The sequence below is a fragment of the Streptosporangium sp. NPDC050855 genome, from assembly GCF_044456585.1.
GTDB classification, from domain to species: domain Bacteria; phylum Actinomycetota; class Actinomycetes; order Streptosporangiales; family Streptosporangiaceae; genus Streptosporangium; species Streptosporangium longisporum.
Map to the genome: position 1 here is coordinate 176,658 of NZ_JBITFY010000008.1, position 25,005 is coordinate 201,662.

Genomic DNA, 25,005 nt, shown 5'->3' on the forward strand with positions numbered 1-25,005 from the left:
CGTGATCAACGACACTGCGCGCTGGCGACGTGACAGAGGTCCACGTGCGGGCGGCGGGTCAGGTGAAGCCCATTGCTCATGTCCCGAACCTACGATCCGGTGGGACAGAAGTCAACATTTCCTACTTGCTTTACATGAAATATGTCGGCCGCCTCCCCCTGCGTGCCGCGCGCGGCACGGCGGGACAGGGCCTCCGTGCCCGTGCCGGAACCGCTTGACCCTCACGTGACGTCAGTCCCTACGGTCGGCGCCATGAACGACAGAAGAATCCGGTCCCCGCTCACCCCCGAGGAGAAGCGCGAGGTGTGGGGCGAGTTCGCCGACCGCGAGGAGGAGTACCTCGACGAGGTGGAGCAGCGGTGGGGGGACTCCACCGCGCACGAGCAGTCGGCGAAGCGCGTCGCGGCCTACGGCAAGGAGCAGTGGGAGCGGATCAACCGCGACAACGCGGCGATCGAGGCGCGGATCCGCGAGCTGATGGACGCCGGTGAGGACCCGTCGGGCGAGGCGGCGATGGACGTGGCCGAGGCGCAGCGGCGGCACATCGCCCGTTGGTTCTACGACATGACGCACGAGTTCCACGTGCGCAAGAGCGACCTGTACGTCGACGACCCGCGTTTCCGGGCGGGCATCGAGGCGAACACCCGGCCGGGCGCGGCGGAGTGGCTGCGGACGGCGATCAGGGCGAACGCCGACCGCGCCTCCGGGACCGCAGGACCGTAGGGGCACCGGATCCGCCACCGGATCCGGCGGCGGGGCCGGGAGAGTCCGGGGGTGGGCACGGCGGGGGCCCGAGCCCGTCGCGGAACACCGCAGCGAGGATCGCGCCTGCGGGCCTGGTCGCGAAGTACGATCGGCCAATGACCGAAATGACCGAAACCACGCCCGGCTGGCTCTCCCCCGAGGAGCTGGAATCGGCCCGCGAGCGGATGCCGATCCTCTACGTCGACGCCGTACCGGTACGCCTCGACGAGGCGGGGGTGGTCACGCACGTCGGCCTGCTCCTGCGCATCGGGGGCGACGGCGCGGTCAGCCGCGCGCTGGTCTCGGGGCGCGTTCTCCTGCACGAACGCGTCCGGGACGCGCTCATGCGCCACCTGGAGAAGGACCTCGGTCCGACGGCGCTGCCGCAGGTCCCCGCCTCCCCGCAGCCGTTCACCATCGCCGAGTACTTCCCCTCCCCCGGGGTCACGCCCTACCACGACCCCCGGCAGCACGCCGTGTCCATGGCCTACGTCGTGCCGGTCACGGGTGACTGCCGTCCCCGCCAGGACGCCCTCGACCTCGTCTGGTTCACGCCGCGGGAGGCCTCGTCGCCGATGGTGCAGCAGGAGATGACCGGCGGCCAGGGCGTCCTGCTGAAGCAGGCCCTCGCCCACGTCGGCTGCCTGTTCTGACCGGCGTCCGGGACCGGGGACCGGCGTCCGGGGACCGGGACCGGGGACCGGGCCGGTCTCCGGCGCGGCCCCCGTTCTCACCCGGCCGGTCACTCCGGCGCGGCGGTGTCCTGGCCGGTGGCGCCGTCGCGGAGGTTGACCGGACGGTAGGCGCGGAAGTCGTCACCCGGCACCAGCCCGTGCCGGACGACGCGGTGGTCGGTGCCGTACTGGGCGCGCTGCTGGTACGCCCAGTACGAGGTGCGCCCGGAGTCGGCCCATCTGTCGAAGATGACCACCGCGCGGGCGGTGTTGCCGCCCACCGGGTCGATCACCAGGTCCCCGCGCATCAGCTCGGACATCTTGATGCGGCGGCTCAGGCCCGGTGAGGCCAGGCTGATCGTGTTCGGGCCGGGTTTTCGGAGCCCGAGCGCCATGGAGGCGTATCCCGAGCCGTCGGTCCGGTACCCGTCGTGCTTCTTGAGCTGGCTGTAGGGCACGCGCTGCTCGGTGCCCGGACGCCAGCTCTCGGCCCGCTCGATCACCGTCTCCCGGTCGATGGCCGCGGCCCTGCCCGCGGTGGTCACCGTGGCCTGGCCGGTGGCCGCGCCCGGGGGCTCGGGGTCCTCGTCCTTCCGGTTCATCAGGACCGACCCTCCGATCGCGACCCCGGCGGCCATGCCCAGGGACAGGCCCACCGCCGTCCCGATCAGGAACCGCCGTCGCGAGCGGCCCGACGGCGGCCGTGACACGGCCATGCCCAGCCCCGGCTCGGTCACGTCGAGATCCCGCACCGTCACCCCGGCACCCGTCGGGGGCGCGCCGTACCCGGGGACGGGCGTCCCGGGCCCCGGCACGACCGGGCCGCGCTCCACCAGGGTCACGCCGAGGTCCGGCCCGCTCCCCCCGTGAACGGGCACGGTCGACCCGGCCCCGGCCCCGGCCCCGGCGACGGTCACGCCGGCTCCGGGGACGGGCGCGCCGGCTCCGGAGCCGGACACGGACCCGGTCCTGGACAGGGGCGCCGCCCCGGCCTCCGGTACGGGCGCGTCCCACTCGGGCACGGTCGTCCCCGGCCCCGGTACGACCGGCCCCGGATCCGGTACGGGTGCGCCGGACGCCGACGCCGGCGCGCCCCGCTCGGCGGGGGTCGACCCGGCCCCCGGCACGGACGCTCCGGGCTCGTCCCCGGCGGTCTCGCGCACCCGTTGCCCCGTGTCGGGGAGGTCGGCCGCCCGCCGGTCCCGTTCGGCCGCCTCCCACAGCCCCCGGAACCTTCTCTCGTCCTCCCGGCAGAGCCGGGCGAGTCCCTCCACGGCGTCCAGGGGGATCCACGTCTCTCCCGAGAGCCACCGTCCCCAGGACGACCGGCTCGCGTGCGTCGCCTGTTCCAGCGCGCGCAGATCCAGCCCCGCCCGTTCCCTCAGAGCTCTCAGCTCCTGCAGAAGAACACGGGTCGGCTCAGGCAGATCGTCCGACAACGGTCGCTGCCGCCGGTTCCGGCTCGTGTTCCCGGTTCCATTCACCACGGTGATTCGTCCCAACCTTGTCTCAGCGGTCTGAGTCATTGCAGGTCACGTCGGTCCCATTAGTAGCTATTGTCCCGACTTCATCAATTTCACGATGTGTTTCAGGAATTTCCTGCCAACGTGTGTCCTCGTCCGACCGAACGATCAACGGCAGGAACAAGGAGAGCACATGTCCTCGACCCGAAACTCCTGGATCACAGCGGGATATCTGGCGCTGGCCACCGCGGTGGTCTGCGGAGGCGGTCTGGTGACGGCGACGTCCGCACAGGCGGCGCCCCTCGCCCTCGCCGAGCAGCCGGCCGTCGCGGCGACCACCCCCGCCCCGACCCCCACGCCGACCCCGACCCCGACGCCCACGAACACGACGGCGCCGGACCCCGACGACGAGACCGAGAAGCCCCCGCCCGGCACCCCGGCGGACGAGTACGGCGAGCCCGACGTGACGACGGAGGAGGAGGCGACCACCTTCGCCGCCTCCACCATCACCCGCTCGCAGATGATCGCCCGGGCCAAGACCTGGAACCCCGGTACCTCCAAGCGCGTGCCCTACAGCCAGAGCAAGACGCGCGGCGGCTACCGTACCGACTGCTCCGGCTACGTCTCCATGGCGCTCGGCCTCGGCAAGCCCGGCCCGAACACCGTCGGGCTCGCCAAGAGCACCCACACCAAGCGCATCACCATGTCACAGCTGCGCAGGGGCGACCTGGTGATCGACGCCATCGGCACCAACACCACCCGCCACGTGGTCATCTTCGACAAGTGGGTCAACACCAAGAAGACCTCCTACTGGGCCTACGAGCAGCGCGGCGGCTACGGCACGGACTACCGGACGCGCACCTACGGCCTGTCGTCGGGAAGCCAGTACAAGGCCTACCGGGCGAACAAGATCCGTGAGGACGCGCCCAAGCCGCCCGCCACGGTCACCCGCGCCCAGGTGATCACCCGGGCCAAGAGCTGGAAGCCCGCCACCGCGCAGCGCGTTCCCTACAGCCAGACCAAGCTGCAGGGCGGCTACCGGGCCGACGGCTCCGGCTACGTCTCCATGACGCTCGGCCTGGCCAAGCCCGGCCCCAACACGGTCGCCCTGGCCAAGAGCACCTACACCCGTCCCATCAAGATGACCGAGCTGCTCCAGGGCGACCTGGTCATCGACCCGGTGGGCGGCACCACCGCCCGCGCGGTGGTCATCTTCGACAAGTGGGCCGACGCCAAGAAGACCTCCTACTGGGCGTACCAGCAGCGCACCGGCTACGGCACGGACTACCGCGTGGTCAAGCACGGCCTGACCGCCGGCACCCAGTTCAAGGCCTACCGTTCGCTGAGGATCCGCTAGTGCCCCGGTCACGACCCCACGCCGCCCCGCCCGCACCTGCCGGGATCGCGGGGGCGATCCTGCTGGCGACGGCCGTGGCGGCCACGGTGGTGACCGCCTCCGGCACACCCGCGGGGGCGGCCGCCTCCGCCACGCCCCTGCCGGCCGTGCTCGGCGCTCCCGCGGAGGCGGCGTTCTCCGCCGCCCCCCTGCCCACCTCCCCGTGCGATCCGGCCGGGGTGACGGCGGACGACACGGCACTGGCCGGGGTGCTCAACACCCGGCTGACCATGAAGATGCGGGGCTACATGGACGGCTACCGCGTCTCCTGCGCCCGGGCGGTGGTCGGGGCGGTCCGCGCCCGCGGGCTTCCCCGGGAGGCCGCGGTGATCGCGATCACCACGGCCGTCATCGAGACGGGCGTGCGGAACATCAACCGGGAGGTCGACCATGACAGCCTGGGCGTGTTCCAGCAGCGGGCGTCGTGGGGAACCGCCGCCCAGCGGCTGGACGTGGCCTGGTCGACCGGGGCGTTCCTCGACAAGATGCTCCGCAAGTACCCCGACGGGTCATGGCGGACGGCCGTGGTGGGTGACGTCTGCCAGCGTGTCCAGGTGTCGAAGTACCCCGAGCGCTACCAGCCGCAGGCGGCGGACGGGCAGATGATCGTCTCGGCGCTCTGGCCGGCGAGCGGTGTGACACGGGCCGAGGTCGTCGCCCGCGCGAAGACCTGGAAGCCGGGCACCGCGCAGCGGGTGCCGTACAGCCAGACCGGGCTGCACGGCGGCTACCGGACCGACGGCTCCGGCTACGCCTCCATGGCGCTGCGGCTCGCGGCCCCCGGGCCCGACTCGCGCGGGCTGTCCTCCGCCCGCCACAGCAGGCCGATCCCGGTCGCCGAGCTGCGCTCCGGTGACCTGATCATCAGGTCCACCGGCCCGGCCACCGCACGACGGGTGATCATCTTCGATCGGTGGGCCGACGCCAGGCGCACCTCCTACTGGGCGTACCAGCAGCGCCGGGACTACGGCACCGACCACCGTCGCCTGACCGACGGCCTGTCGGCGGGGACCGGTTTCACCACCCACCGTCCCCTGACCATCCGCTGATCCCCCGCGAGAGCCCGGTCACCCCGTGACCGGGCTCTCGTCCCGTACGCGGGAGCGTCCCGCGGTCGCCGGCTCCCCGACCGGCTCGGCACCGATACCGGCACCGGCGTCAACGGCGGCCGAAGCGCTCGGCCGTCCAGGCGTCCCACGCGGCCTGCTCGTCGCGGCCCGTGAAGTTCTGGTGGCCGAGGTAGAGCACGTCACCGCGGTCGTCGCCCGAGTGGACGAACCGGTACAGGCCCTGGCCGGTCCGGACCCCCAGGCCGGCGTGCGGGATCACGTGGTAGACGACCCCGGTGGAGCCGTCCGGAAGGTGGACCTCGTCGCCCTCGCCGACGTCCGGGGTGACGCCCAGCGCCTCCGTGACGGTCTTCCACGTGGCGTCCGCGCCGCCCGCACCGGGCCGGAAGACCGTCGTGACCGACGGCGTGCGGCCGGTGAAGTGGGCGAGGTACTGCCCGAGGGTCCGCAGGTAGAGGGGCCAGCCCGCCTTCATCGCCTCGAACTCGGTCTCCCAGTCGTCGCCGAGCACGCCGCTGTGCACGATCCGCAGCACGGTCGTGCCGCTGCCGCGCCCCTCGATGAGGTACTCGGTCGCCATGAACCGGCCGTCGGGGGCCTCCTCCCCGCGCATGCCGAGACGGGCGCCCGGCTCGTACGCGGTGATCGTGGACTGCTCGGTGCGTCCCATCACCGTGAGGAAGGCGGGCTCACCGGCGGACGTGCCGAACTCGGAGTGCCCCATGAACCAGGAGTCGACGCCCGGCCCGGTCGCGATCGCGTCCCAGACCTGTTCGGGCGTGGCCGCGAGCTCGATCTCCTGGTTCAGCTCGAACGGGTGGGTCATCGAGGCTCCTTCAGGCATCGAGGCTCCTTCACGCTCGGGTGGACGGCGGCGTCACGCTCGGGTGGACGGCGACGACGATCCGGTGGTCACGGCCGCCCTCCGCGGACTCGTCGTGGTACTTGGCCACGAGGGCCGTGACGGTCCCGGCGAGCTCCCTGGCGAACGCGGCCCGGTCGGCGGCCGAGGCGAAGCGCACCTCCCCGTCGATCGCGAAGGTGGCGACGCGCTTTCGCGCCCGGGCGGCACCACCGATGAGCGCCCCGACGTCGCGGACCAGCCGGGCCGCGACGGCCAGCAGCCAGCTCGCCGAGAGCTGGTCGGGGGAACGGGCCGGATCGGGCTCGACCGACGCCAGCGCGGTCGGTGAGATCACGTACGAGGCCGCGGTCGCGCGCATGATGCGCTCGTTGACGTTGCCCTTGCGCCGCTCCTCGACCATCTCGACGAGCCCGTGCGCCTCGAGGGTCTTCAGGTGGTAGTTGACCTTCTGGCGAGGCAGGCCGACCTTGGCGGCCAGCATGGTCGCGGAGCCGGGCTCGCTCAGCTCGGCCAGCAGCCGGGCCCGGATGGGATCCAGTGAGACCTCGGCGGCGGCCGGGTCCTCGATCACGGCGATCTCCTGCATGACCGAAGACTATCCGCCGACAAAATTAATTGTCAAAGCAGCATTGTTTGCCGGTTCTCCTCGGCCCGGTTCCCCTCGTCCCGCTCTCCGTCCCGACTCCCGTCGTCCCGATTCCCGTCGTCCCGGTGTTCGGTGTCCTCGGGCCGGGTGGCGTCCGGACCGGAGCCGGGGATTCGGCCGTTGAACAATCCCGCGGCCTCACCTGTGGCCCCACCCGCGGATACGCTGCCCCCGGGGGTCCGCACAGCCGCCGCTCGAAGGGGACGTCATGGTCTGGCTCGTCACCGGAGCGAACGGCATGCTGGGCCACGAGGTCGTCGCGCGGGCGCGCGAGCGGGGGCACGACGTGGCCGCGCTGGGCCACCGGGACCTCGACATCTGCCGCCCGGACCGGATCGACGCCGCCTTCCGGGCGCTGGCCCCGAGGGTCGTGGTCAACTGCGCCGCGTGGACGGCCGTGGACGCGGCCGAGGACCACGAGCCGGAGGCGCACCGGGTCAACGCCGACGGGCCACGGTTCCTCGCCGCGGCCTGTGCCCGCCACGGCGCCCGGCTGGTCCACATCTCCACCGACTACGTCTTCCCGGGCGACGCCACCGTTCCCTACCGCGAGGACCACCCGGCGGGCTCGCGGACCGCCTACGGGCGGACCAAGCTGGCCGGGGAGGAGGCCGTGCTCGGCCTGCTGCCCTCCGCGGCGATCGTCCGGACGGCCTGGCTGTACGGCGCCCACGGATCGAACTTCGTGCGCACCATGCTCCGGCTCATGGCCGAGCGGCAGACCGTCGACGTGGTCGACGACCAGCGCGGGCAGCCGACCTGGGCGGCCGACCTCGCCGACCGGCTGGTCACGATCGGCGGCCTGGGCTCGGCGACCGGCAGGTTCCACGCCACCAACTCCGGCGACACCACCTGGTTCGAGTTCGCCCGGGAGATCTTCCGGCTGGCCGGCGCCGATCCGGACCGGGTCCGCCCGACGACGTCGGCGGCCTTCGGCAGCCCGGTCGACCGGCCCGCCTTCAGCGTCCTGGACGACACGCGGTCGCCGGAGATGGGCCTGGAACCGCTCCGTCCCTGGCGGGACGCGCTCCGCGCGGCCCGGCTGGACCCGTCGGGCCGTCTCGTCCGGCGGTGACCCGCCCGCCGGGCTACGGGTACGACCTCGACGCGTAGAAGGCCAGGCACTCCTCGTACGAGGGGAGCAGTCCGCGGTCGCGTGCCTCGGCGAGGGTGGGCGCCGCGGCGTCCTTGGGCGACAGGAGCGGTTCGACGCCCGCGGGCCAGGCGATGCCCAGCTCGGGGTCGAGCGGGTGCACGCCGTGTTCCCTGGCCGGGCGGTAACCCTCCGAGCAGAGGTAGATCACGGTCGCGTCGTCGGTCAGCGCCAGCAGGCCGTGTCCCAGCCCCTCGGACAGGAACACCCCGCGGTGGTCCTCGTCGTCCAGCCGCACCAGCTCCCAGCGGCCGAACCCCGGCGAGCCGACGCGGACGTCCACGACCACGTCCAGCACCGCTCCCCGCACGCACTTGACGTACTTCCCCTGGCCCGGCGGGACGTCGGCGAGGTGGATTCCGCGCAGGGTGCCGCGCCGCGAGACGGAACAGTTCGCCTGGGAGAGCCGCAGGTCCCTGCCGGTGGCGGTGCGGAAATCCCCCTCACGAAACCATTCATGAAGACCTCCGCGATCGTCGACGTGCATTCTCGGAGCGTCGATCCACGCGCCTTCGATCTCCATGGGTTTCATTCGGGCTGCTCCTGCTCCATGTCGTACGGCCGCGCCGCGAGGAAGGCGCCACGGCCTTTCCCGTCGCGACCCGCCGCCGTTATACGGTAACCCGGATCACGTCCCGGGCGACCGAAGTCGGAGCGCCTCATACTTTCGTCGGAGAATCCCTCCCGTACGGCCACCTTGGTCGGGCCGGAGAATCCCAACGACCGATTCCCCCTGTGACGAACACCCCTAACCTCGGAACGTGCGGAAATCCATCCAGTTCATCGGTCTGGTCCTCGCCCTCCAGGGGGTCAGCGGGACGATCGACCATCTCGTCGGCCAGCCCTTCTTCGGTCCGGTGCTCAACTTCTTCAACCGTGTCGTCGTCGGCAACGTCGCCTTCCTCGAAGGCCGCGAGATCTACGCGAATCTGATCCTGGCCGCGCTCGGCCTCATTATGATGATCGCCGCAGAAAGGGCTCCGTCATCATAGGGCGAACCCCCTCCCGGCCCGATGCCCTCCGTACCGAGGCCGTCGGTTCCGTGAACGCACGGCCGCCATTGAAAGGGGTCTTTCCGGAAGGCCGGAAAAGAACGGCGTGCCGATGCCCCCGGAAGAAAAGAACGGAAATCACGGCCGGAGGGCGGGAAAGAGGCCGATACCGAACGGGGCATGCGCCCGGCGGCCTCCCCGGAACGGTCGCCGTGTGCCGCGATGTTTTAGGGTGACGGCATGGCCGAAATCTTCGTCCCGAGCGGTTCGTGGACGTTCGACAGCGAGACCCTCCGGATCGTGCCGGGAGGGGGCGGTGACACGCACGAGCTGCGCAGGACCCTCGGCGAGGTGACGATCCCCCTGGTGGCGATCGCCGGTGTCTCGTTCGAGCCCTCGCGCAAGGGCGGCGACCTCCAGCTCCGGCTGCGACCGGGAGCCGATCCGCTGAGCGACGTGGTCGCCGGGAGGCTCTCGGGTTCCGCCGACCCCTACCGGCTGGCCGTCCCCAGGGACCGGGCCTGGACCGCCGAGTACCTGGTCGACGAGGTGCGTTCGGCGCTGGCGCTGGAAGGGGTGCCGGGCGGCCCGTGCGAGGAGTTCCTGCTCCCAGGCCCCGCCGTGCCGGTGTCGGCCTCGGCGGGCGACGGCACGGTGAGCTTCGACGGCGAGCGGGTCCGCATCGACTGGACCCTGTTCGCCACGTCGATCAAGCAGACGGCGGGTTCGCAGACGTTCCTGGTGAGCGACCTGGAGGGCGTGGAGTGGGCCCCGCAGAGCGGGGTGGGGTACGGGCGCCTCCGGTTCCGGCTCCGGCAGGCCGTTCCGGCCCGGTCACCGGAGAACGACGTCCACTGCCTGTCGTGGGGCCTGCAGCGCTACGGCGGGGCGAGCGCCCTGGTCGCCGCCGCGGTGCTGGCCAGGCTGCCGCGCCACGCCGGGACCCTGGCCGCGCTCCCGGCGGCACCGGACGACCGGCGTTCCCCGGACGGGCCGGAGGACGGGCGGGTCCCGGCGCGGGGCGCGGCCGGACTCGACGAGCACGACGCCGTGGTGCGCCGCCTGGGCGAGCTCGGCGAGCTGCACCGCTCGGGGGTGCTCACCGACGAGGAGTTCACCTCGGCCAAGCGGTCACTGCTGCGCCGTCTCGAAGAGACCTGAGCGGGGAGGGGCCCGTGCCGTCCGCCTCCCGGCGCAGCGTCCGCGACTGGCTCGTGGACATCGGCCTGTTCCTGGCCGCGGCGGCCGTCGGGGCGCTGACGCTCTCCGACCGCCTGGCCGCGCCTCCGCTGGACATACCGCTCTGGGCCTTCCGGCTCGACCAGCTGGTCGGCGCGCTGAGCTGCGTCGCGCTCTGGGCGCGCCGGCGGTGGCCGGTCGGCCTGGTCCTGGTCCTCATCGTCCTGTCGGCCTTCTTCGAGCTGACCGCGGGCGCGCTGCTGGTGGCCCTGTTCACGGTGGCGGTGCACCGGTCGACACGGACCACGGCGCTCGTCTTCGCGCTGAGCATGGTCTCCAGCGTGATCTTCGTCATGACCCGGAGCATGCCCGGCACCCCGGGCGTGGTGCTGTTCACCATAGGCTTCGTGGCCCAGAGCGCCGCCACCGGCTGGGGCCTGTTCGTGCAGCACCGGCGCCGGCTGCTCGTCTCCCTGCGGGAGAGCGCCGCCAGGGCCGAGGCCGAGGCGCAGCAGCGCGTCCGCGAGACGATCGCCAGGGAGATCCACGACGTCCTCGGGCACCGGCTCTCCCTGCTGAGCGTGCACGCCGGCGCCCTGGAGTTCAACCCGGACGCCCCGGCCGAGGACGTCGCCCGCGCCGCCGGCGTGATCAGGCAGAGCGCCCATCAGGCGCTGCAGGACCTGCGGGAGGTCATCGGCGTCCTGCGAGCCCCGGCCGGTGAGCTGCTGCAGCCGTCCCTGGCAGACATCGAGGAGCTCGTCGCCGAGTCCCGGCGGGCCGGGATGCGGGTGCACCTGAGCCGGCAGGTCGCCGAGCCCGTCCCCGCGCGGGCGGGCGGGACGGCGTACCGGATCGTCCAGGAGGCCCTGACCAACGCCCGCAAGCACGCCCGGGGCGCCGAGGTGTCGGTGCGCACGGCCGGGAGGCCCGGTGAGTGGCTCACGGTCGAGGTGCTCAACTCCGCCTCCGGGGTCCCGGCGGCCCCGCGCGGCGGGAGCCCGGGACGCGGGCTGCTCGGCCTGGCCGAGCGGGTCGACCTGGTCGGGGGGCGACTGGAGCACGGCCCCACCGCCGAAGGTGGCTGGAGGCTGTCGGCCTGGTTACCCTGGCCGACATGACCTCTCCACCACCGCCGCAGGTCACCGTGCTCATCGCCGACGACGATCCCCTGGTACGGGCCGGGCTGGCGATGATGCTGGGCGGCGCCCCGGACCTGCGGGTCGTCGCGCAGGCGGGAGACGGCAGGGAGGCGATCTCCCTCGCGGGCCTGCACGGCCCCGACGTCGTCCTGATGGACATCCGGATGCCCGTGATGGACGGCCTGGCCGCGACCAAGGCGCTCCGGGCGGGCCCCGGCGGGCCGGAGGTCATCGTGATGACCACCTTCGACGCCGACGACCACGTCCTGCGCGCGCTGCGCGCCGGAGCCGCCGGTTACCTGCTCAAGGACACCCCGCCCGCCGAGATCGTGGCCGCGGTGCGCCAGGTCGCCCTGGGCAACCCGGTGCTCTCCCCCTCGGTGACGCGCCGCCTCATCGCCCGGGTCGCCGACGCCGACGGCGACGAGCGCCGCGCCCGGGCCAGGGAGCGGCTGGCCCGGCTGGCGGACCGGGAGCGCGAGGTGGCGCTCGCGGTCGGCCGGGGCATGTCCAACGCGGAGATCGGTGTCCTGCTGCACCTCACCCTGGCCACGGTGAAGACGCACGTGTCCAGCATCCTGACCAAGCTCGACCTCAACAACCGGGTGCAGGTCGCATTGCTCGTCCACGACGCGCGCCTGCTCGACCCCCCGTGACCGGGGCCCGTCCCTCACGACCGGGACCCGTCCCTCATGACCGGGGCTCGTCCCGCTGTGACCGGGGCCCGTCCATCACACCGGGGCCCGTCCCCCGTGTGACCGGGCCCGTCCCGCGCGTCCGGCCGGGTGAGGACCCGGCCGCTCAGCCGGTCTGCCGCTTGCCCTTCCACCAGGAGGGGTTGTCGGCGTACCAGCGGACGGTCTCGGCCAGGCCGTCGGTGAAGGCGATCCGCGGGCGGTAGCCGAGGGCGCGCAGCCTGGTGTCGTCGAGCGAGTAGCGGCGGTCGTGGCCCTTGCGGTCGGCGACCCGCTCGACCATGTCCCATCCCGCGCCCAGCGCCTCCAGCAGCCTCCCGGTGAGCTCCAGGTTGGTCAGCTCGGCGGTGCCGGCGATGTGGTACACCTCCCCGGGCTCACCGCGTTCGGCGACCAGGCGGATGCCGCGGCAGTGGTCGTCGACGTGGATCCAGTCGCGGACGTTGCCGCCGTCGCCGTACAGCGGGACCCTGCGCCCCTGGAGCAGGTTGGTGACGAAGAGCGGGACGACCTTCTCGGGGAACTGGTACGGCCCGTAGTTGTTGCCGCACCGGGTGATCGACACCGGCAGCCCGTGCGTGACCGCGTAGGAGCGGGCGATCAGGTCGCCGCCCGCCTTGGAGGCCGCGTACGGTGAGCGCGGGCGGAGCGGGGCGTCCTCGTCCCAGGAGCCGGTCTCGACGGACCCGTACACCTCGTCGGTGGAGACCTGCACGATCCTGGGCGTGCCCGCCTCCAGGCAGGCCTGCATCAGCGTCTGGGTGCCCAGCACGTTGGTGCGGACGAACTCCGCCGCCCCCTCGATCGACCGGTCGACGTGCGACTCGGCCGCGAAGTTGACCACGAGGTCGTGGCCGGGCACCACCCGGCCGAGCAGTTCGGCGTCACAGACGTCCCCGTGCACGAAGTCGTGCGGCACCCCCTCCAGGTTGGCCCGGTCACCGGCGTAGGTGAGCCGGTCGAGCACCGTGACCCGGTCCTGGCCGAGGGTACGGACGAAGTGCGAGCCGATGAACCCGGCGCCGCCGGTGACGAGGACTCTCATGGACGGGCTGCGCCTTTCGCTGGGAACCGGCCGCGGCCGGGGACCGGACCTGGCACGCGCCGTCCGCTCCCCGCCCGCCGGCCTCCCGCCACCGGCCGGTACCGGGCGCGGTACGGTTCCGGCCGGTGGTGGCCGGGAAGGACGACCGGTCGCGGATCGTTCCGACGCGACGTCCTCCCCCTACCCCCGGCCGGGGCAAGCGCCGTACCGCGAGGGCCAGGGCGCCGTAAAACTTGTCCCGGCCCCGGCCCCGGCCCCGGCCCCCGACCCCCGGCCCTCCGGCTCGCACGCCGGTCCGCACGCCGGTCCGCACGTCGGTGCGTCACCGTTCGGCGTCACCGACCGGCGTCACCGACCGGCGGCACCGGTCAGCGACGTCCGACGACGGCGAGGATGGCGGGCAGGGTGAGGTCCACGGGGACCTCCTCCTCGTCCCCGTGGCGCTCGGGCCGCCACGCCTGCACCGGTACGACCCCCGGCTCCAGCATCTCCAGCCCGTCCATCAGCTCGGCGAGCCGCTCCGGGCCGCGCGAGGTGAGCCCTCCGGCGCCGGTCAGCCGGTAGGGCCGCTGGCCGGCCTCGCGCGTCTCGTCGTCGACGTCGCCCTCGAAGGCGTGCGAGAGGACCACGTGGCTTCCCGGGACGAGGCGCCCGCGGAGCACGCTCATCAGGCGGGTGACCAGGGCCTCGTCGGGGACGAAGTGCAGCACCGACGCCAGCAGCACGGCGACCGGCCGGGTGAGGTCGAGGACGTCCCCGATCTCCGGGTGCGCCAGGAGCGCCTCGGGCTCCCGCACGTCGGCCCGGACGACCGAGGTGAGGGGGGTGTCCTGCAGCAGCGCGCGGCCGTGCGCCAGGACGATGGGGTCGATGTCGACGTAGACGACCCGGGCCTGCGGCGCGACGCGGTGGGCGACCTCGTGCACGTTCTCCCGCGTCGGCAGCCCCGACCCGACGTCGAGGAACTGGTGCACCCCCTGGTGCGCCAGGAGGGTGACGGCCCGCGACAGGAACGCCCGGTTCGCCCAGGCCATCTCGCGGATGCCCGGCAGCACCCGCATGAACTCCTCCGCGGCCGCCCGGTCCGCGGCGAAGTTGTCCTTGCCCCCGAGATAGTGGTTGTACATCCGTGCGACGCTCGGAACGCCCGGATCGATCCCCTCCGGCATGACGTCGTGATCGGTCATGTCCCTCCTCCCCGTTGACCCGGAATGATAGGGAACACCTACGACCTTCTGGATCTTTATCGAAAAATCCTGACTTCGCAGGACAGAAGCGGCAGCCTTCTCCCCGTCGTCCGCGAGGCCGTCCCCCCGCCCCGCTCCCTCGGGCAGGGGTGAGGGCGGGCACGGATGAGGGCGGGCACGGGATGAGGGCGGGAGCGGGCGAGGACGGGCACGGCGCCCGGCGGGCCGTCGGCCGCCCCTGTCGCACTGTGGCAAAGTGTCATGATGCGTTTCCATGCCGACCTGCACATCCACTCCAGGTACGCCCGGGCCTGCAGCAAGGACAGCGATCTGGAGCATCTGACCTGGTGGGCGCAGCGCAAGGGCATCGCGCTGATGGGCACCGGCGACTTCACGCACCCGGTGTGGTTCGAGCGGCTGCGCGAGAGCCTCGTACCGGCCGAGCCGGGGCTCTTCCGGCTCCGCGAGGACCTCGCCTCGGGCCCGGCCGCCGACGTCGGCGGTGCGCTGCCGGCCGGCGTGGTCCCCGGCCAGGTGCGGTTCATGCTCTCCAGCGAGGTGTCCACGATCTACCGGCGCGGCGAGCGTACCCGGAAGATCCACCACCTGATCTACATGCCGGGCTTCGACGAGGCCGCGGCGTTCAACCGCGAGCTCGAACGGGTCGGCGACCTGGCCGCGGACGGCCGTCCCGTCCTCGCGATGGACTCCCGCGACCTGCTGGAGCTCACCCTGGGAAGCGGTGACGGCGCCTACCTGGTGCCCGCCCACGTCTGGACGCCCTGGTTCGGGGTGTTCGGGTCCAAGGCCGGGTTCGACACGGTCGAGGAGTGCTACGGCGACCTGTCGGAGGAGATCTTCGCGCTGGAGACCGGCCTGTCCAGCGACCCGGCGATGAACCGGCGGGTCTCCGCCCTGGACCGCTACCGGCTGGTCAGCCACTCCGACGCGCACTCGCCGCCCATGCTCGGCCGCGAGACCACGGTCTTCGACACCGACCTGGACTACTTCGCCGTGCTGCGGGCCCTGCGGACCGGTGAGGGGTACGCGGGCACGACCGAGTTCTTCCCCGAGGAGGGCAAGTACCACCTCGACGGGCACCGCGTCTGCGAGGTCCGGCTCGACCCCGCCGAGACGCGTGAGCTGGGCGGGAGATGTCCCGTGTGCGGCAGGCCGCTCACGGTCGGGGTGCTGAGCCGGGTCGAGGAGCTGGCCGACCGGTCCGAGGGGTTCCGCCCGGACGACGCCGTGGAGTTCCGCAGCCTGGTGCCGCTGCCGGAGATCGTGGGGGAGGTCCTGGGGGTGGGACCGAAGAGCAAGAAGGTCGTCAAGCTGCTCGACGAGCTCACGACGGCGCTGGGCCCCGAGCTGTCCATCCTGCAGGACGTGCCGGTCGACGACATCGCCGTTCACTCGTCACCGCTCGCCGAGGCCGTCGACCGGCTGCGCCGCGGCGAGGTGATCCGCGACCCCGGGTACGACGGCACGTTCGGCACGATCCACCTCTTCGCGCCGGACGAACCGAAGGGGGCCGGCACGGCCGCCGCCCCGACCCTGTTCTAGGTGTACCGACGGTCCTCGCCCGGGTCCCGCCCCGCACCGCTTCCGGGCGGGGCGGGGTGGTCAGTGGTCTTCCCTGATCCGCTGTTCTTTGCTCTTGCTGCTCTGGTACGCCTCGTACCCCGGCCTCCACGTCCAGGTCTCGGTGAGGTCGCCGTTCTTGACGGTCAGCGTTCCCGAGGGCGGGTAGCCCTCCTCCGAGACCGGTCGCGGCGGCATGGGGTCGGCGCAGGCCACCGGAGCGGCGAGCGACACCGCCGCGGCGGTGAGGGTCACGGCAGTGAAAAAGCGGGCAACGGACATGTGTCCCCCCATGGTGTGCGAACGGTACGGCGGGGGTATTACCGGGCGCCGGTCACAGCGAACCACACCGATGATCAAGACTCGGACCGAGCCGCGTTCGGCCTCCGGACCGCGCCGTCGACCGGCCCCCGGACCCGGCACCGGGACGCACAGGTCAGCCGGCCGTCGCCTCAGGGTCGCCGATCGAGCGCAGGACCGCGTCGGGCACGACGAGGTCGGCGCGCGGGCGGGTGGCCGCGACGAGGTCGGCGTTGCGCTGGTCGGTCCCGAGCGTCCAGGCCAGGGCGGTGCCGGCGTCCTTGCCGAAGCGCTCGTGGCGACGGACCAGGCGGCGCACCCGTTCGTCCTGGACGAGGTCGCAGTACCAGGTCTCGTGCAGCAGGGGACGTACCCGCGCCCAGTCGCCCCGGTCGAGCAGCAGGTAGTTGCCCTCGGTGACGACGAGCCGGGCGGCCCGCGGGACCGGGATGCTCCCGGCGACGGGCTGCTCCAGGTCGCGCTCGAACGCGGGCGCGTAGACCACCTCGTCCTCGTCGTCGCGCAGGCGGCGGAGCAGGGCCGCGTAACCGGCCGCGTCGAAGGTGTCCGGAGCCCCCTTGCGGTCGCGCCGGCCGAGCCTGTCGAGCTCGGCGTCGGCGAGGTGGAAGCCGTCCATCGGCACGTACGCCACCCATTCCCCGGCCGGGAGCCCCTCGGGGGGCGCCGGGCGCAGCAGGGCGACCAGATGCTCGGCGAGGGTGCTCTTGCCGGCCCCCGGGCTCCCGGTGATGCCCAGCAGCGCGCGCCGCCCGTCGCGGACGAGGGAGCGGGCCCGGACGGCCAGGTCGTCGAGGGACGTCATCCCCCGAACGTAGCCCAGCCGCCCTCCGTCCTCCAGCACGCCCCGTCCGCCCCGTCCCGCGGGACCGCGGCCCGGCCCGGAGGTCACCCGGAGTCGGCGTTGAAGGACAGCTCCGAGGTCACCCGGTAGCGGTCGCCGCGGTAGATCGAGCGGGTGAACTCGACGATCCGGCCGCCGACGTCGCGGGCGGTGCGCTCGAAGAGCAGGGCGGGGGCGTGCTGGGGCACGTGCAGCAGCTCGGACTCGGTCTCGTCGGTGACGGTGGGCTCTATCGTCTGCACGGCCGTGCGGACGTCGACGCCGAAGCGTTCCCGCAGGAACCGGTAGAACGAGCCGGACTCCATGTCCGCCGGGACGAGACCGGCGACCAGGGCGTACGGCAGGTGGATGCGTTCGATCGCCATGGGCTCGTCGTCCACGACGCGCAGCCGCACGACCCGCAGGACCGGGTCGGCCGGGGAGAGCTGAAGCCTGGCGGCGAGCCGCGCGCCCGCCGGGGCGGAGCCGAACTCCATGATGCGGCTGAGCCAGGTGCCCTCGGCGGGCGGCGCGTAGAACGAGTTGTCCGTCGTCGAGGCCAGCGCCTGGGTGACCCGGTGCGGGCCGGTGAACGTGCCGCGCCCGTGCTCGCGCACCAGCAGCCCCGACCTGACCAGGTCGTCGATCGCCGCGCGGACGGTGGGCCGGGAGACGCCGAGTTCCCGGCACAGATCCCGCTCCGAGGGGATCGCCTCGGCCGGTCTCATGTCGGCGATGAGGTCGAGCAGGACGTCGCGCACCCGGTCGCGCTTGAGCCCGGACCTCATGTTCAGTGTCACGTTCCCAGCCTACCAACCTCTTACCTATTTCTTACCAGTTGCCCGGGAAAAATCAGGTCTTGACGGGGGAACTGGTAAGAGCCACCCTATGCGGAGCAAGCCAATTAGTTACCAATATCTGACCTGTGGGAGCACCGATGAGGCACCGTCTCCGCGCCACCACGGCAGTGCTGGCGCTCGTCGCCGGCCTCGCCGCGTGCGGCTCCTCCGAACCGTCCTCCTCGTCCGGCCCGCCCGGCTCGGCCGGCGAGGGCAAGGACGGCGCGAACCTGACCGTCTGGGTGATGCGGGACAGCTTCTCCGACGCCCTGCTCGACCGCTTCCGCACCCGCTACCAGGCGGCCCACCCCGGCGTCACGCTCGACATCCAGATCCAGGAGTGGGACGGCATCGGGCAGCGGGTGACCAGCGCGCTGGCCAGCAACGACGCCCCCGACGTCATCGAGGTCGGGAACACCCAGGTCGCCGAGTACGCCGCCAGCGGCGGGGTGAAGGACCTCACCGACAAGGTCGCCGACCTGGGCGGCTCCGACTGGCTGCCCGGCCTGGCCGAACCGGGCAGGATCGAGGGACGCCAGTACGGCATCCCGTGGTACGCCGCCAACCGGGTGGTCATCTACAACAAGGACCTGTTCGCCAAGGCGAGGATCACCGCCCCGCCGAAGACCAGGGACGAGTGGCTGGAGGTCACCGCGAAACTCAACAAGGGCGGTGACCAGGGCATCTACCTGCCCGGCCAGAACTGGTACACCTTCGCCGGGTTCGTCTGGGACGAGGGCGGCGACCTCGCGGTCAACGAGGGCGGCACCTGGAAGGGCGGCCTCGGCACCCCCCAGGCGCTGGCCGCGATCGAGTTCTACCGAAAGCTCCAGGCGCTGGGCAAGGGCCCCAAGGACTCCGACGAGGCCAGGCCGCCGCAGGCCGACGTCTTCGCCAAGGGCGACGTCGCCCAGCTCATCTCCGCCCCGGGCGGCGCGGTGGCGATCGAGAAGGCCAACCCCGAGCTCAAGGGGAAGCTCGGCTTCTTCCCGATCCCCGGCAAGACCGCCGACAAGCCGGGCGCGGTGTTCACCGGCGGCTCCGACCTGGTCATCCCCGAGGCCTCGAAGAACCCCGACGCGGCGTACGAGGTGGTCAAGGCGCTGGCGGGCGAGGAGTTCCAGACCGACATGGCCAAGGAGATGAGCTACGTGCCCAACCGCCTCTCCCTGGCGGGCGTGCTGGACGGCAACGAGGCCACGGCCGCGATGGCCGCGGGCGCCGCCAACGGTCACGCCACCCCCAACTCCCCCAACTGGGCCGCGGTCGAGGCCAAGAACCTCATCAAGGAGTACATGACCCGGGTGCTCACCGGGGGCACTCCGGCCACCGAGGCCGCCGAGGTGGACCGGAACATCGCCGAGATCCTCAACACCACGTCCTGAGGAGCTGAGGAGCGTCATGTCCGCCCCCTCCCGGGCCCCCGACCGGCGGCACGCCCCCGACCGGGACGTACCGCCACCGGCGCCGCCCGCGGCGCGGTCCGGGGCACGGCCGTCCCGGATCGCCGGCCTGTGGCCCTACCTGCTGATCGCGCCCACCCTGGCGGGCACCGCCTACCTGCTGCTCTACCCGCTCGTCCGCAGCGTCGTCATCTCCTTCCAGCACTTCAGGACGGGCGAGCTGATCCGCGGCGGGGCGGAGTTCGTCGGCCTGGGCAACTACGCGGAGGTGCTCGGCGGGGCGGAGTTCTGGGCCGTGGTGCGCAGGACCCTGATCTGGACGGCCGTCAACGTCGTCCTGATCATGGTCATCTCCACCGCGGTGGCGCTGATGGTCGCCCGGCTGGGCCGGACGATGCGGCTGGCCGTGCTGGGCGGCCTGGTGCTCACCTGGGCCACCCCCGTCCTCGCCGCCACCACGATCTTCCAGTGGCTGTTCCAGTCGCGGCTGGGGGTGGTCAACTGGCTGCTGGTCACGCTGGGGTTCGAGTCCTTCAGGGACTACACCTGGTTCGCCGACGGCACGTCCACGTTCGCCATCCTGGTCGCCCTGGTCGTCTGGCAGTCCGTGCCGTTCGCCGCCCTCACCCTGTACGCGGGCCTGACCACCATCCCGTCGGAGCTGTACGAGGCCGCGCGGATCGACGGCGCGAACGGGCGGCAGGTCTTCACCGCCGTCACCTTCCCCATCCTGCGGCCGCTCTTCGGCCTGATCACCTCGCTGGAGGTGATCTGGGTGTTCAAGTGCTTCGCCCAGATCTGGGCGATCAGCAAGGGCGGCCCCGGAGAGGCCACCACCACGCTGCCCGTCTACGCGTTCCAGGTCGCGCAGTCGCTCCACAAGTACGACCTCGGCTCGGCGATCTCCACCCTCACCGTGCTGATCCTGATCGCCCTGCTGGTCGTCCACCTGCGGCGGATGCTCAAGCACGAAGGGGAGGAACCGTGACCACGCTGGCACCGGCCCGGCCGGCCCGGCCGATCCGGCAGGCCCGTCCGGCACCCGTCCGTCTCCTGCGCCGCGTGCCGCTGAACCTGGCGGCCCTGGCCGTGCTGGCCGTCTCGGTCTTCCCCGTCTACTGGATGGTGCTGACCGCGTTCAAGCCCACCAGGGACATCCAGTCGCAGACCCCGACCTTCTGGCCCGCCCATCCCACCCTGGAGCACTTCGCGACCGCGGTGAGCGCGGACGGTTTCTGGACGTTCTGGCGCAACAGCCTCGTCGTCACCGTGAGCGCGGTGCTGCTCGCCCTGGTGGTCGCGCTGCTGGCCGCGTTCGCGGTGGCCCGGATGCGCTGGCGCGGGCGCAAGGCGTTCATCCTGATGGTCTTCATCGCCCAGATGGCCCCCTGGGAGGCACTGCTGGTGTCGATGTTCATCATCGCCCGTGACACCGGGATGCTCGACAAACTGTCGATGCTCAGCCTGATCTACTTCATGACGACGCTGCCGTTCACCATCGTCACCCTGCGCGGGTTCCTCGCCGCGATCCCTCCCGAGCTGGAGGAGGCCGCGATGATGGACGGGTGCGACCGGCCGGCCGCCTTCCGCCGGGTGGTCCTGCCGCTGCTCGCCCCCGGCCTGATGTCCACCTCGTTGTTCGGCTTCATCACGGCCTGGAACGAGTTCGCCTTCGCCAACGCACTGATCATCAAGAACCAGGACGACCGGACGCTGCCCGTCTGGCTCTCCTCGTTCAGCAACGTCTTCGGCACCGACTGGGGGGCCACCATGGCCGCCTCGGCCCTGTTCATGCTCCCGGTGCTGCTGGTCTTCCTCGTCCTGCAGCGCAGGGTCACCTCGGGGATGATCGCCGGTTCCGTCAAGGGGTGAGATCCCGCCCCGCACCGCCTGCAGGCGTGCCCGTCAGGGAGCGCCGTGAAGGGAAGACAACGTGATCATTCCGAGACCGCGGGACGTCGTGGCGACCGGCGGGGACCCCGTCCCGTTCCGGCGCGATCTCCTGCGGCCGATGCCCGACGACCCGTCCCTCGGTGAGGAGGGGTACCGCATCGCGGTCTCCCCCTCGGGCGTCGAGCTCACCGCGGGCGGCCCGGCCGGCCGCTTCTACGGCTCGCGGACCCTCGCCCAGCTGGGACCGGCGATCCCGGCCGGGATCATCGAGGACCGGCCCGGGTTCGCCTGGCGCGGGGTGATGCTGGACGTCGCCCGCCACTTCATGCCCAAGGCGTTCGTGCTGCGCCTCGTCGACCTGCTCGCCGAGCACAAGCTCAACGTGCTGCACCTGCACCTGACCGACGACCAGGGGTGGCGGCTGGAGATCGAGCGCTACCCCCTGCTCACCGAGGTCGGCGCGCGGCGCGGCGGGTTCTACACGCGCGAGGACATCCGGGAGATCGTCGCGTACGCGGCGGAACGCTTCGTCACCGTGGTGCCGGAGATCGAGATGCCCGGCCACGCCCAGGCCGCCATCGCCGCCTACCCCCGTCTGGGCAACGACCCGGACCGGAGGGTGGAGGTCTGGACCGAGTGGGGGATCAGCGAGCACGTCCTCAACCTGGAGGAGTCCACCGTCCGCTTCTGCCAGGACGTGCTCGACGAGGTGTGCGAGCTCTTCCCCGGCCCGTACGTGCACGTCGGCGGGGACGAGTGCCCCACCGCCGAGTGGGAGGCCTCCCCGGCGGCGCGGCGGCGGCTGGCGGAGCTGGGCCTGGCCGGGCCGCAGGACGCGTGCGCCTGGTTCATCGGCCGGATGGCCGCCCACCTGGAGAAGCACTCGCGCAGGCTGGTCTGCTGGGACGAGCCCGACCGCGAGCCCACCCCCGGCACCACCGTCATGATCTGGCGGGACGAGCAGGCCGACCGCGGTGACAACGAGATCATCCTGGCGCCGCACACCCGGACCTACTTCGACTACCGTCCCTCCGCGGGCCCCTTCGAGACACGGGACGACGGTCCCGGCGGTTCCGGTGACGGGCCCGCCGGTGACGAGCGGAAGACCGTCCAGGAGCACGTCCTCACCCTGGCCGACACCTACGCGTTCGCACCCGACCCGGCCGCGCGGGGCGTGCAGTGCCAGCTGTGGACCGAGTACATGCCCACCCCCGAGCGGGTCGAGTTCATGGCCCTGCCCAGGATGTGCGCGTTCGCCGAGGTCGCCTGGGGCACGGCCGGCGACTACCCCGGCTTCCTGGCCCGCCTCGGCCCGCACCTCGACCGGCTCGGCGCCCTGGGCGTCCGGGGCGGCCCGCTCATCCCCTGACCCCCGCGCCGGCCCGCGGCCCGCTCCCCGCGGGCACCCGGACCGCCCCGGACCACCGAGATCACCGAGACCACCGAGACCCTGGAGACCATCGAGACCCTGGAGAACCCCCAGACCCCCGACCCCCACGCACGGGACCGCAGGCCACCCGGCCCTTCCGTCCGGTACCCGCAGACCTCGGAAAGCACCGACGAAAGGAAAGAACGTGCGCGGAAAGTTGTTGATCGGCGGGCTCCTGCCCGTCCTGCTGCTCGCGCTGGTGGGTGTCACGGCCGGCCCGGCCGCCGCCCAGCAGTCCCTGCGGCTCCAGTACAAGACGAGCGCCACCGGAGCCACCGCCGACCAGGTCGAGCCCTGGTTCAACCTGGCCAACGACGGCACCTCGGCCGTACCGCTGAACGGTGTGAAGATCCGCTACTACTTCAAGGCGGACGCCGGATCGCCGCAGTACCGCTTCGCGTGCTCGTGGGCGACGATCTCCTGCTCCACGATCACCGGCGCCTTCGGCACCCTGTCCCCCGGTACGGCCACCGCGGACCGCTACCTGGAGGTGGGCTTCACCTCCGGCACCCTGGCCCCCGGTGCGCGCACCGGTGACCTGCAGCTGCGCTTCCACCGTGCCGACTGGCAGCGGATCACCCAGAGCGACGACCACTCCTTCGGCCCGGCCCGCACCACGTACGGCGACTGGACCAAGGTCACCGTGCACCACAACGGCGCCCTGGTCTGGGGCACCCCGCCCGCGGGCGGCGGCGGCCCGACCCCCACTCCCACGCCCACGCCCAGCAACCCCGGGGGTGCCGGGGTGGTGTTCGACGACTTCGCCTACACCAGCGCCGACGACCCGGCCATCACCGCGCACAACTGGACCGTGCGCACCAACAGCGGCGGTCCCGGCGTGCCCGGGGCGAGCTGGCCCAAGCAGAACGTGAGCTTCCCCACGCTCTCCGGCAGCAACAGGGCGCTGCAGCTCAAGGCCGGTACCGACGGCACGGCGGCGGGGACCCGGCAGTCGGAGGTGCTGCACCAGCGCAAGTTCCTGGAGGGCACCTACGCGGCCCGGGTGAAGTTCTCCGACGCCCCGATCAGCGGGCCCGACGGCGACCACATCGTGCAGACCTTCTTCACGATCACGCCCCTGGCCTTCGACATGGACCCCGACTACAGCGAGCAGGACTTCGAGTACCTGCCCAACGGCGGCTGGGGAGAGCCCGCCAACATCATGTACACCACCTCGTGGGAGACGTACCGTAACGAGCCCTGGGAGGCGGTGAACGTCCACACCGAGGTCAGGCAGAGCTACGCGGGCTGGCACGACCTGGTCCTCCAGGTCTCCGGCGGCCAGATCAGGTACTACATCGACGGAGCCCTCTTCGCCGAGCACGGCGGCATCTACTACCCGGAGACGGCGCAGTCGGTGAACTTCAACCTCTGGTTCATCAACGGCGGCCTGGTGGGCTCGGCGACCCCGCGCGAGTACATCCAGCAGGTCGACTGGTTCTACCACTCCAAGAACGAGGTCGTCGCACCGGCCGACGTGCTGAACCGCGTCAACGGCTACCGCTCGTCCTCGACCACCTGGGTCGACACCGTTCCCGCCTCCTAGATCCGCACGCACGGTCCCGGGGCCACCGCACGGCCGGCACCGAGCCGTGACCGCGCGGCCCCCGGGGGCACCGCGTGATCTTGAGGTCGCGCACGCACGGCCCGCGCCACCCCGGCGCGGGCCGTGCCCTTTCCCGCGCCTCTCGATCGGAACAGGGCGGAGGAGCAGAGGGTCAGGGGGCCGGGGAGCCGGAGGGGCGAGAGGCCGGGGGGGCGGCGCGGAGGGCGGCCAGGGCGAACTCGGCGGCCTCCCGGCCGGCACGCAGCATCTCCTCGGCGGAGGCGCCGTGACTCATGCGCACGAAGGCGGCGAGCTTGGCGCCGCCGATCACCGCGCCGACGGCGGCCGACGCCTCGGTCAGGTTCAGCTCGTCGGGACAGGCCCGGTGCAGGGCCTCGGCGAGCTCCCGCTGGACGTCGAAGAGGAGCAGCAGGCCCCGCGCCCGGAGCGAGGGGACGGTCAGCGTGAGGTGGTTGATCGGGGCGATCTCCCGGCGGATCCGGTCGTCCGGCTCGATCGCGGCGAAGCCGGTGGCGAGGACGCGGCCCAGTAGGTCGGCGGCCCGCTCCCCGGGCGCGGCCTCGGCGAGCACCGTCAGGGCGCGGTCGATGCCCTCGCGCGCGTTGTGGAAGATCACGTCTTCCTTGCTCGCGAAGTAGCTGAAGAAGGTGCGGGTGGAGACGTCGGCGGCGGCGGCGATCTCCGAGACCGTCGTCTGCTCGTAGCCCTTCTCCATGAAGAGTTCCAGCGCCGCCTCGACGAGGGCGTGACGGGTGCGCAACTTCTTGCGCTCGCGCAGGCCCGTCCCGTCGTCCATGCGGAACAGCCTAATCCATTCCTAAGATTATGCATCTGTTGCAATTTTACACTTGATGTAGTTTTCTGGAGGGGACGGAGCGCATCACGAGAGGAACGACGGCGG

General features: G+C 72.2%; 26 protein-coding genes. 15 read left to right on the plus strand and 11 right to left on the minus strand.

The features are described 5' to 3' along the window. Positions 1-5 precede the first annotated feature (5 nt). Positions 6-80 (minus strand): putative leader peptide, encoded by a 75-nt coding sequence (locus ACIBCT_RS17940; protein WP_399190033.1) that lies wholly within the window; start codon positions 78-80, stop codon positions 6-8. 172 nt (positions 81-252) lie between these two features. Between ACIBCT_RS17940 and ACIBCT_RS17945 the strand changes: the two genes are divergently transcribed. Together ACIBCT_RS17945 and ACIBCT_RS17950 are read left to right on the plus strand one after the other, a co-directional pair. Then, positions 253-723: a TipAS antibiotic-recognition domain-containing protein gene (locus tag ACIBCT_RS17945; RefSeq protein WP_399189767.1), complete on the plus strand. Its 471-nt coding sequence runs from the start codon at positions 253-255 to the stop codon at positions 721-723. A gap of 137 nt (positions 724-860) precedes the next feature. Next, on the plus strand, positions 861-1,397 hold the full coding sequence (locus ACIBCT_RS17950) for an NUDIX hydrolase family protein (RefSeq protein WP_344893202.1): 537 nt from the start codon (positions 861-863) through the stop codon (positions 1,395-1,397). A gap of 89 nt (positions 1,398-1,486) precedes the next feature. Here ACIBCT_RS17950 and ACIBCT_RS17955 read toward each other — a convergent pair whose 3' ends face one another. Then, positions 1,487-2,857, minus strand: a complete 1,371-nt coding sequence (locus ACIBCT_RS17955) for a helix-turn-helix domain-containing protein (RefSeq protein ID WP_399189769.1) — start codon at positions 2,855-2,857, stop codon at positions 1,487-1,489. A 217-nt stretch (positions 2,858-3,074) separates the two neighbouring features. Here ACIBCT_RS17955 and ACIBCT_RS17960 point away from each other — a divergent pair, with 217 nt between their 5' ends. Together ACIBCT_RS17960 and ACIBCT_RS17965 are read left to right on the plus strand one after the other, a co-directional pair. Continuing rightward, positions 3,075-4,238 (plus strand): hypothetical protein, encoded by a 1,164-nt coding sequence (locus tag ACIBCT_RS17960; RefSeq protein WP_399189771.1) that lies wholly within the window; start codon positions 3,075-3,077, stop codon positions 4,236-4,238. Next, complete coding sequence (locus ACIBCT_RS17965) at positions 4,238-5,326, plus strand: hypothetical protein (protein ID WP_399189773.1); 1,089 nt, start codon at positions 4,238-4,240, stop codon at positions 5,324-5,326. The genes ACIBCT_RS17960 and ACIBCT_RS17965 overlap by 1 nt, the downstream gene beginning before the upstream one ends. A 109-nt stretch (positions 5,327-5,435) precedes the next feature. On the opposite strand, the gene ACIBCT_RS17970 is transcribed toward ACIBCT_RS17965, so the two are convergent. Both ACIBCT_RS17970 and ACIBCT_RS17975 read right to left on the minus strand, forming a co-directional pair. Then, the gene (locus ACIBCT_RS17970; RefSeq protein ID WP_399189776.1) at positions 5,436-6,191 is read right to left on the minus strand and encodes an SRPBCC domain-containing protein; all 756 of its coding nucleotides are present in this window, start codon (positions 6,189-6,191) and stop codon (positions 5,436-5,438) included. Positions 6,192-6,201: 10 nt separating this feature from the next. Further along, a complete protein-coding gene (locus tag ACIBCT_RS17975) occupies positions 6,202-6,798 on the minus strand; it encodes an ArsR/SmtB family transcription factor (RefSeq protein ID WP_399189778.1) in 597 nt (198 codons plus the stop codon). A 268-nt stretch (positions 6,799-7,066) separates the two neighbouring features. Here ACIBCT_RS17975 and rfbD point away from each other — a divergent pair, with 268 nt between their 5' ends. Beyond that, entirely contained in the window at positions 7,067-7,933 is an 867-nt protein-coding gene (gene rfbD / locus ACIBCT_RS17980) for a dTDP-4-dehydrorhamnose reductase (protein WP_399189780.1), read from the plus strand. Positions 7,934-7,946: 13 nt separating this feature from the next. Here the strand turns inward: rfbD and ACIBCT_RS17985 are convergent, their stop codons facing one another. Beyond that, positions 7,947-8,543, minus strand: a complete 597-nt coding sequence (locus ACIBCT_RS17985) for a dTDP-4-dehydrorhamnose 3,5-epimerase family protein (RefSeq protein ID WP_399189782.1) — start codon at positions 8,541-8,543, stop codon at positions 7,947-7,949. A 229-nt stretch (positions 8,544-8,772) separates the two neighbouring features. Here ACIBCT_RS17985 and ACIBCT_RS17990 point away from each other — a divergent pair, with 229 nt between their 5' ends. From ACIBCT_RS17990 to ACIBCT_RS18005, 4 genes are all read left to right on the plus strand, one after another. Further along, a complete protein-coding gene (locus ACIBCT_RS17990; RefSeq protein ID WP_399189784.1) occupies positions 8,773-9,003 on the plus strand; it encodes a hypothetical protein in 231 nt (76 codons plus the stop codon). A gap of 240 nt (positions 9,004-9,243) precedes the next feature. Next, positions 9,244-10,164, plus strand: coding sequence for a DUF4429 domain-containing protein (locus tag ACIBCT_RS17995; protein ID WP_399189785.1), 921 nt, complete (start codon positions 9,244-9,246; stop codon positions 10,162-10,164). A 14-nt stretch (positions 10,165-10,178) separates the two neighbouring features. Beyond that, positions 10,179-11,303 (plus strand): sensor histidine kinase, encoded by a 1,125-nt coding sequence (locus ACIBCT_RS18000; RefSeq protein WP_399189787.1) that lies wholly within the window; start codon positions 10,179-10,181, stop codon positions 11,301-11,303. Next, positions 11,300-11,980: a response regulator gene (locus tag ACIBCT_RS18005; RefSeq protein WP_399189789.1), complete on the plus strand. Its 681-nt coding sequence runs from the start codon at positions 11,300-11,302 to the stop codon at positions 11,978-11,980. Before ACIBCT_RS18000 ends, ACIBCT_RS18005 begins: the two co-directional genes overlap by 4 nt. 145 nt (positions 11,981-12,125) lie before the next feature. On the opposite strand, the gene rfbB is transcribed toward ACIBCT_RS18005, so the two are convergent. Together rfbB and ACIBCT_RS18015 are read right to left on the minus strand one after the other, a co-directional pair. Next, the gene (gene rfbB / locus ACIBCT_RS18010) at positions 12,126-13,064 is read right to left on the minus strand and encodes a dTDP-glucose 4,6-dehydratase (RefSeq protein WP_399189791.1); all 939 of its coding nucleotides are present in this window, start codon (positions 13,062-13,064) and stop codon (positions 12,126-12,128) included. Between the two features lie 368 nt (positions 13,065-13,432). Beyond that, positions 13,433-14,251, minus strand: a complete 819-nt coding sequence (locus tag ACIBCT_RS18015) for an SAM-dependent methyltransferase (RefSeq protein ID WP_399189793.1) — start codon at positions 14,249-14,251, stop codon at positions 13,433-13,435. 261 nt (positions 14,252-14,512) lie between these two features. On the opposite strand from ACIBCT_RS18015, the gene ACIBCT_RS18020 reads away from it, so the two are divergent. Then, entirely contained in the window at positions 14,513-15,814 is a 1,302-nt protein-coding gene (locus ACIBCT_RS18020) for an endonuclease Q family protein (RefSeq protein ID WP_399189795.1), read from the plus strand. A 60-nt stretch (positions 15,815-15,874) separates the two neighbouring features. On the opposite strand, the gene ACIBCT_RS18025 is transcribed toward ACIBCT_RS18020, so the two are convergent. The 3 genes from ACIBCT_RS18025 to ACIBCT_RS18035 form a co-directional block, all read right to left on the minus strand. Then, entirely contained in the window at positions 15,875-16,087 is a 213-nt protein-coding gene (locus ACIBCT_RS18025; protein ID WP_399189797.1) for a hypothetical protein, read from the minus strand. A 181-nt stretch (positions 16,088-16,268) separates the two neighbouring features. Further along, complete coding sequence (locus tag ACIBCT_RS18030; protein WP_399189799.1) at positions 16,269-16,955, minus strand: nucleoside/nucleotide kinase family protein; 687 nt, start codon at positions 16,953-16,955, stop codon at positions 16,269-16,271. Between the two features lie 83 nt (positions 16,956-17,038). After that, positions 17,039-17,773 (minus strand): GntR family transcriptional regulator, encoded by a 735-nt coding sequence (locus ACIBCT_RS18035; RefSeq protein ID WP_399189801.1) that lies wholly within the window; start codon positions 17,771-17,773, stop codon positions 17,039-17,041. Positions 17,774-17,910: 137 nt separating this feature from the next. On the opposite strand from ACIBCT_RS18035, the gene ACIBCT_RS18040 reads away from it, so the two are divergent. The 5 genes from ACIBCT_RS18040 to ACIBCT_RS18060 all read left to right on the plus strand — a co-directional run bounded on the left by ACIBCT_RS18040 (position 17,911) and on the right by ACIBCT_RS18060 (position 24,083). Further along, a complete protein-coding gene (locus tag ACIBCT_RS18040; protein WP_399189803.1) occupies positions 17,911-19,197 on the plus strand; it encodes an extracellular solute-binding protein in 1,287 nt (428 codons plus the stop codon). Positions 19,198-19,213: 16 nt separating this feature from the next. Then, the gene (locus tag ACIBCT_RS18045; protein ID WP_399189805.1) at positions 19,214-20,203 is read left to right on the plus strand and encodes a carbohydrate ABC transporter permease; all 990 of its coding nucleotides are present in this window, start codon (positions 19,214-19,216) and stop codon (positions 20,201-20,203) included. Then, positions 20,200-21,087, plus strand: coding sequence for a carbohydrate ABC transporter permease (locus ACIBCT_RS18050; RefSeq protein ID WP_399189807.1), 888 nt, complete (start codon positions 20,200-20,202; stop codon positions 21,085-21,087). The genes ACIBCT_RS18045 and ACIBCT_RS18050 overlap by 4 nt, the downstream gene beginning before the upstream one ends. A 61-nt stretch (positions 21,088-21,148) precedes the next feature. Next, positions 21,149-22,477 (plus strand): beta-N-acetylhexosaminidase, encoded by a 1,329-nt coding sequence (locus ACIBCT_RS18055; protein WP_399189809.1) that lies wholly within the window; start codon positions 21,149-21,151, stop codon positions 22,475-22,477. 205 nt (positions 22,478-22,682) lie between these two features. After that, positions 22,683-24,083, plus strand: coding sequence for a cellulose binding domain-containing protein (locus tag ACIBCT_RS18060; protein ID WP_399189812.1), 1,401 nt, complete (start codon positions 22,683-22,685; stop codon positions 24,081-24,083). A gap of 172 nt (positions 24,084-24,255) precedes the next feature. Here the strand turns inward: ACIBCT_RS18060 and ACIBCT_RS18065 are convergent, their stop codons facing one another. Next, positions 24,256-24,900 carry a TetR/AcrR family transcriptional regulator gene (locus ACIBCT_RS18065; protein WP_399189814.1) on the minus strand — a complete coding sequence of 215 codons (645 nt, stop codon included), beginning with the start codon at positions 24,898-24,900 and terminating at the stop codon, positions 24,256-24,258. Positions 24,901-25,005 lie beyond the last annotated feature (105 nt).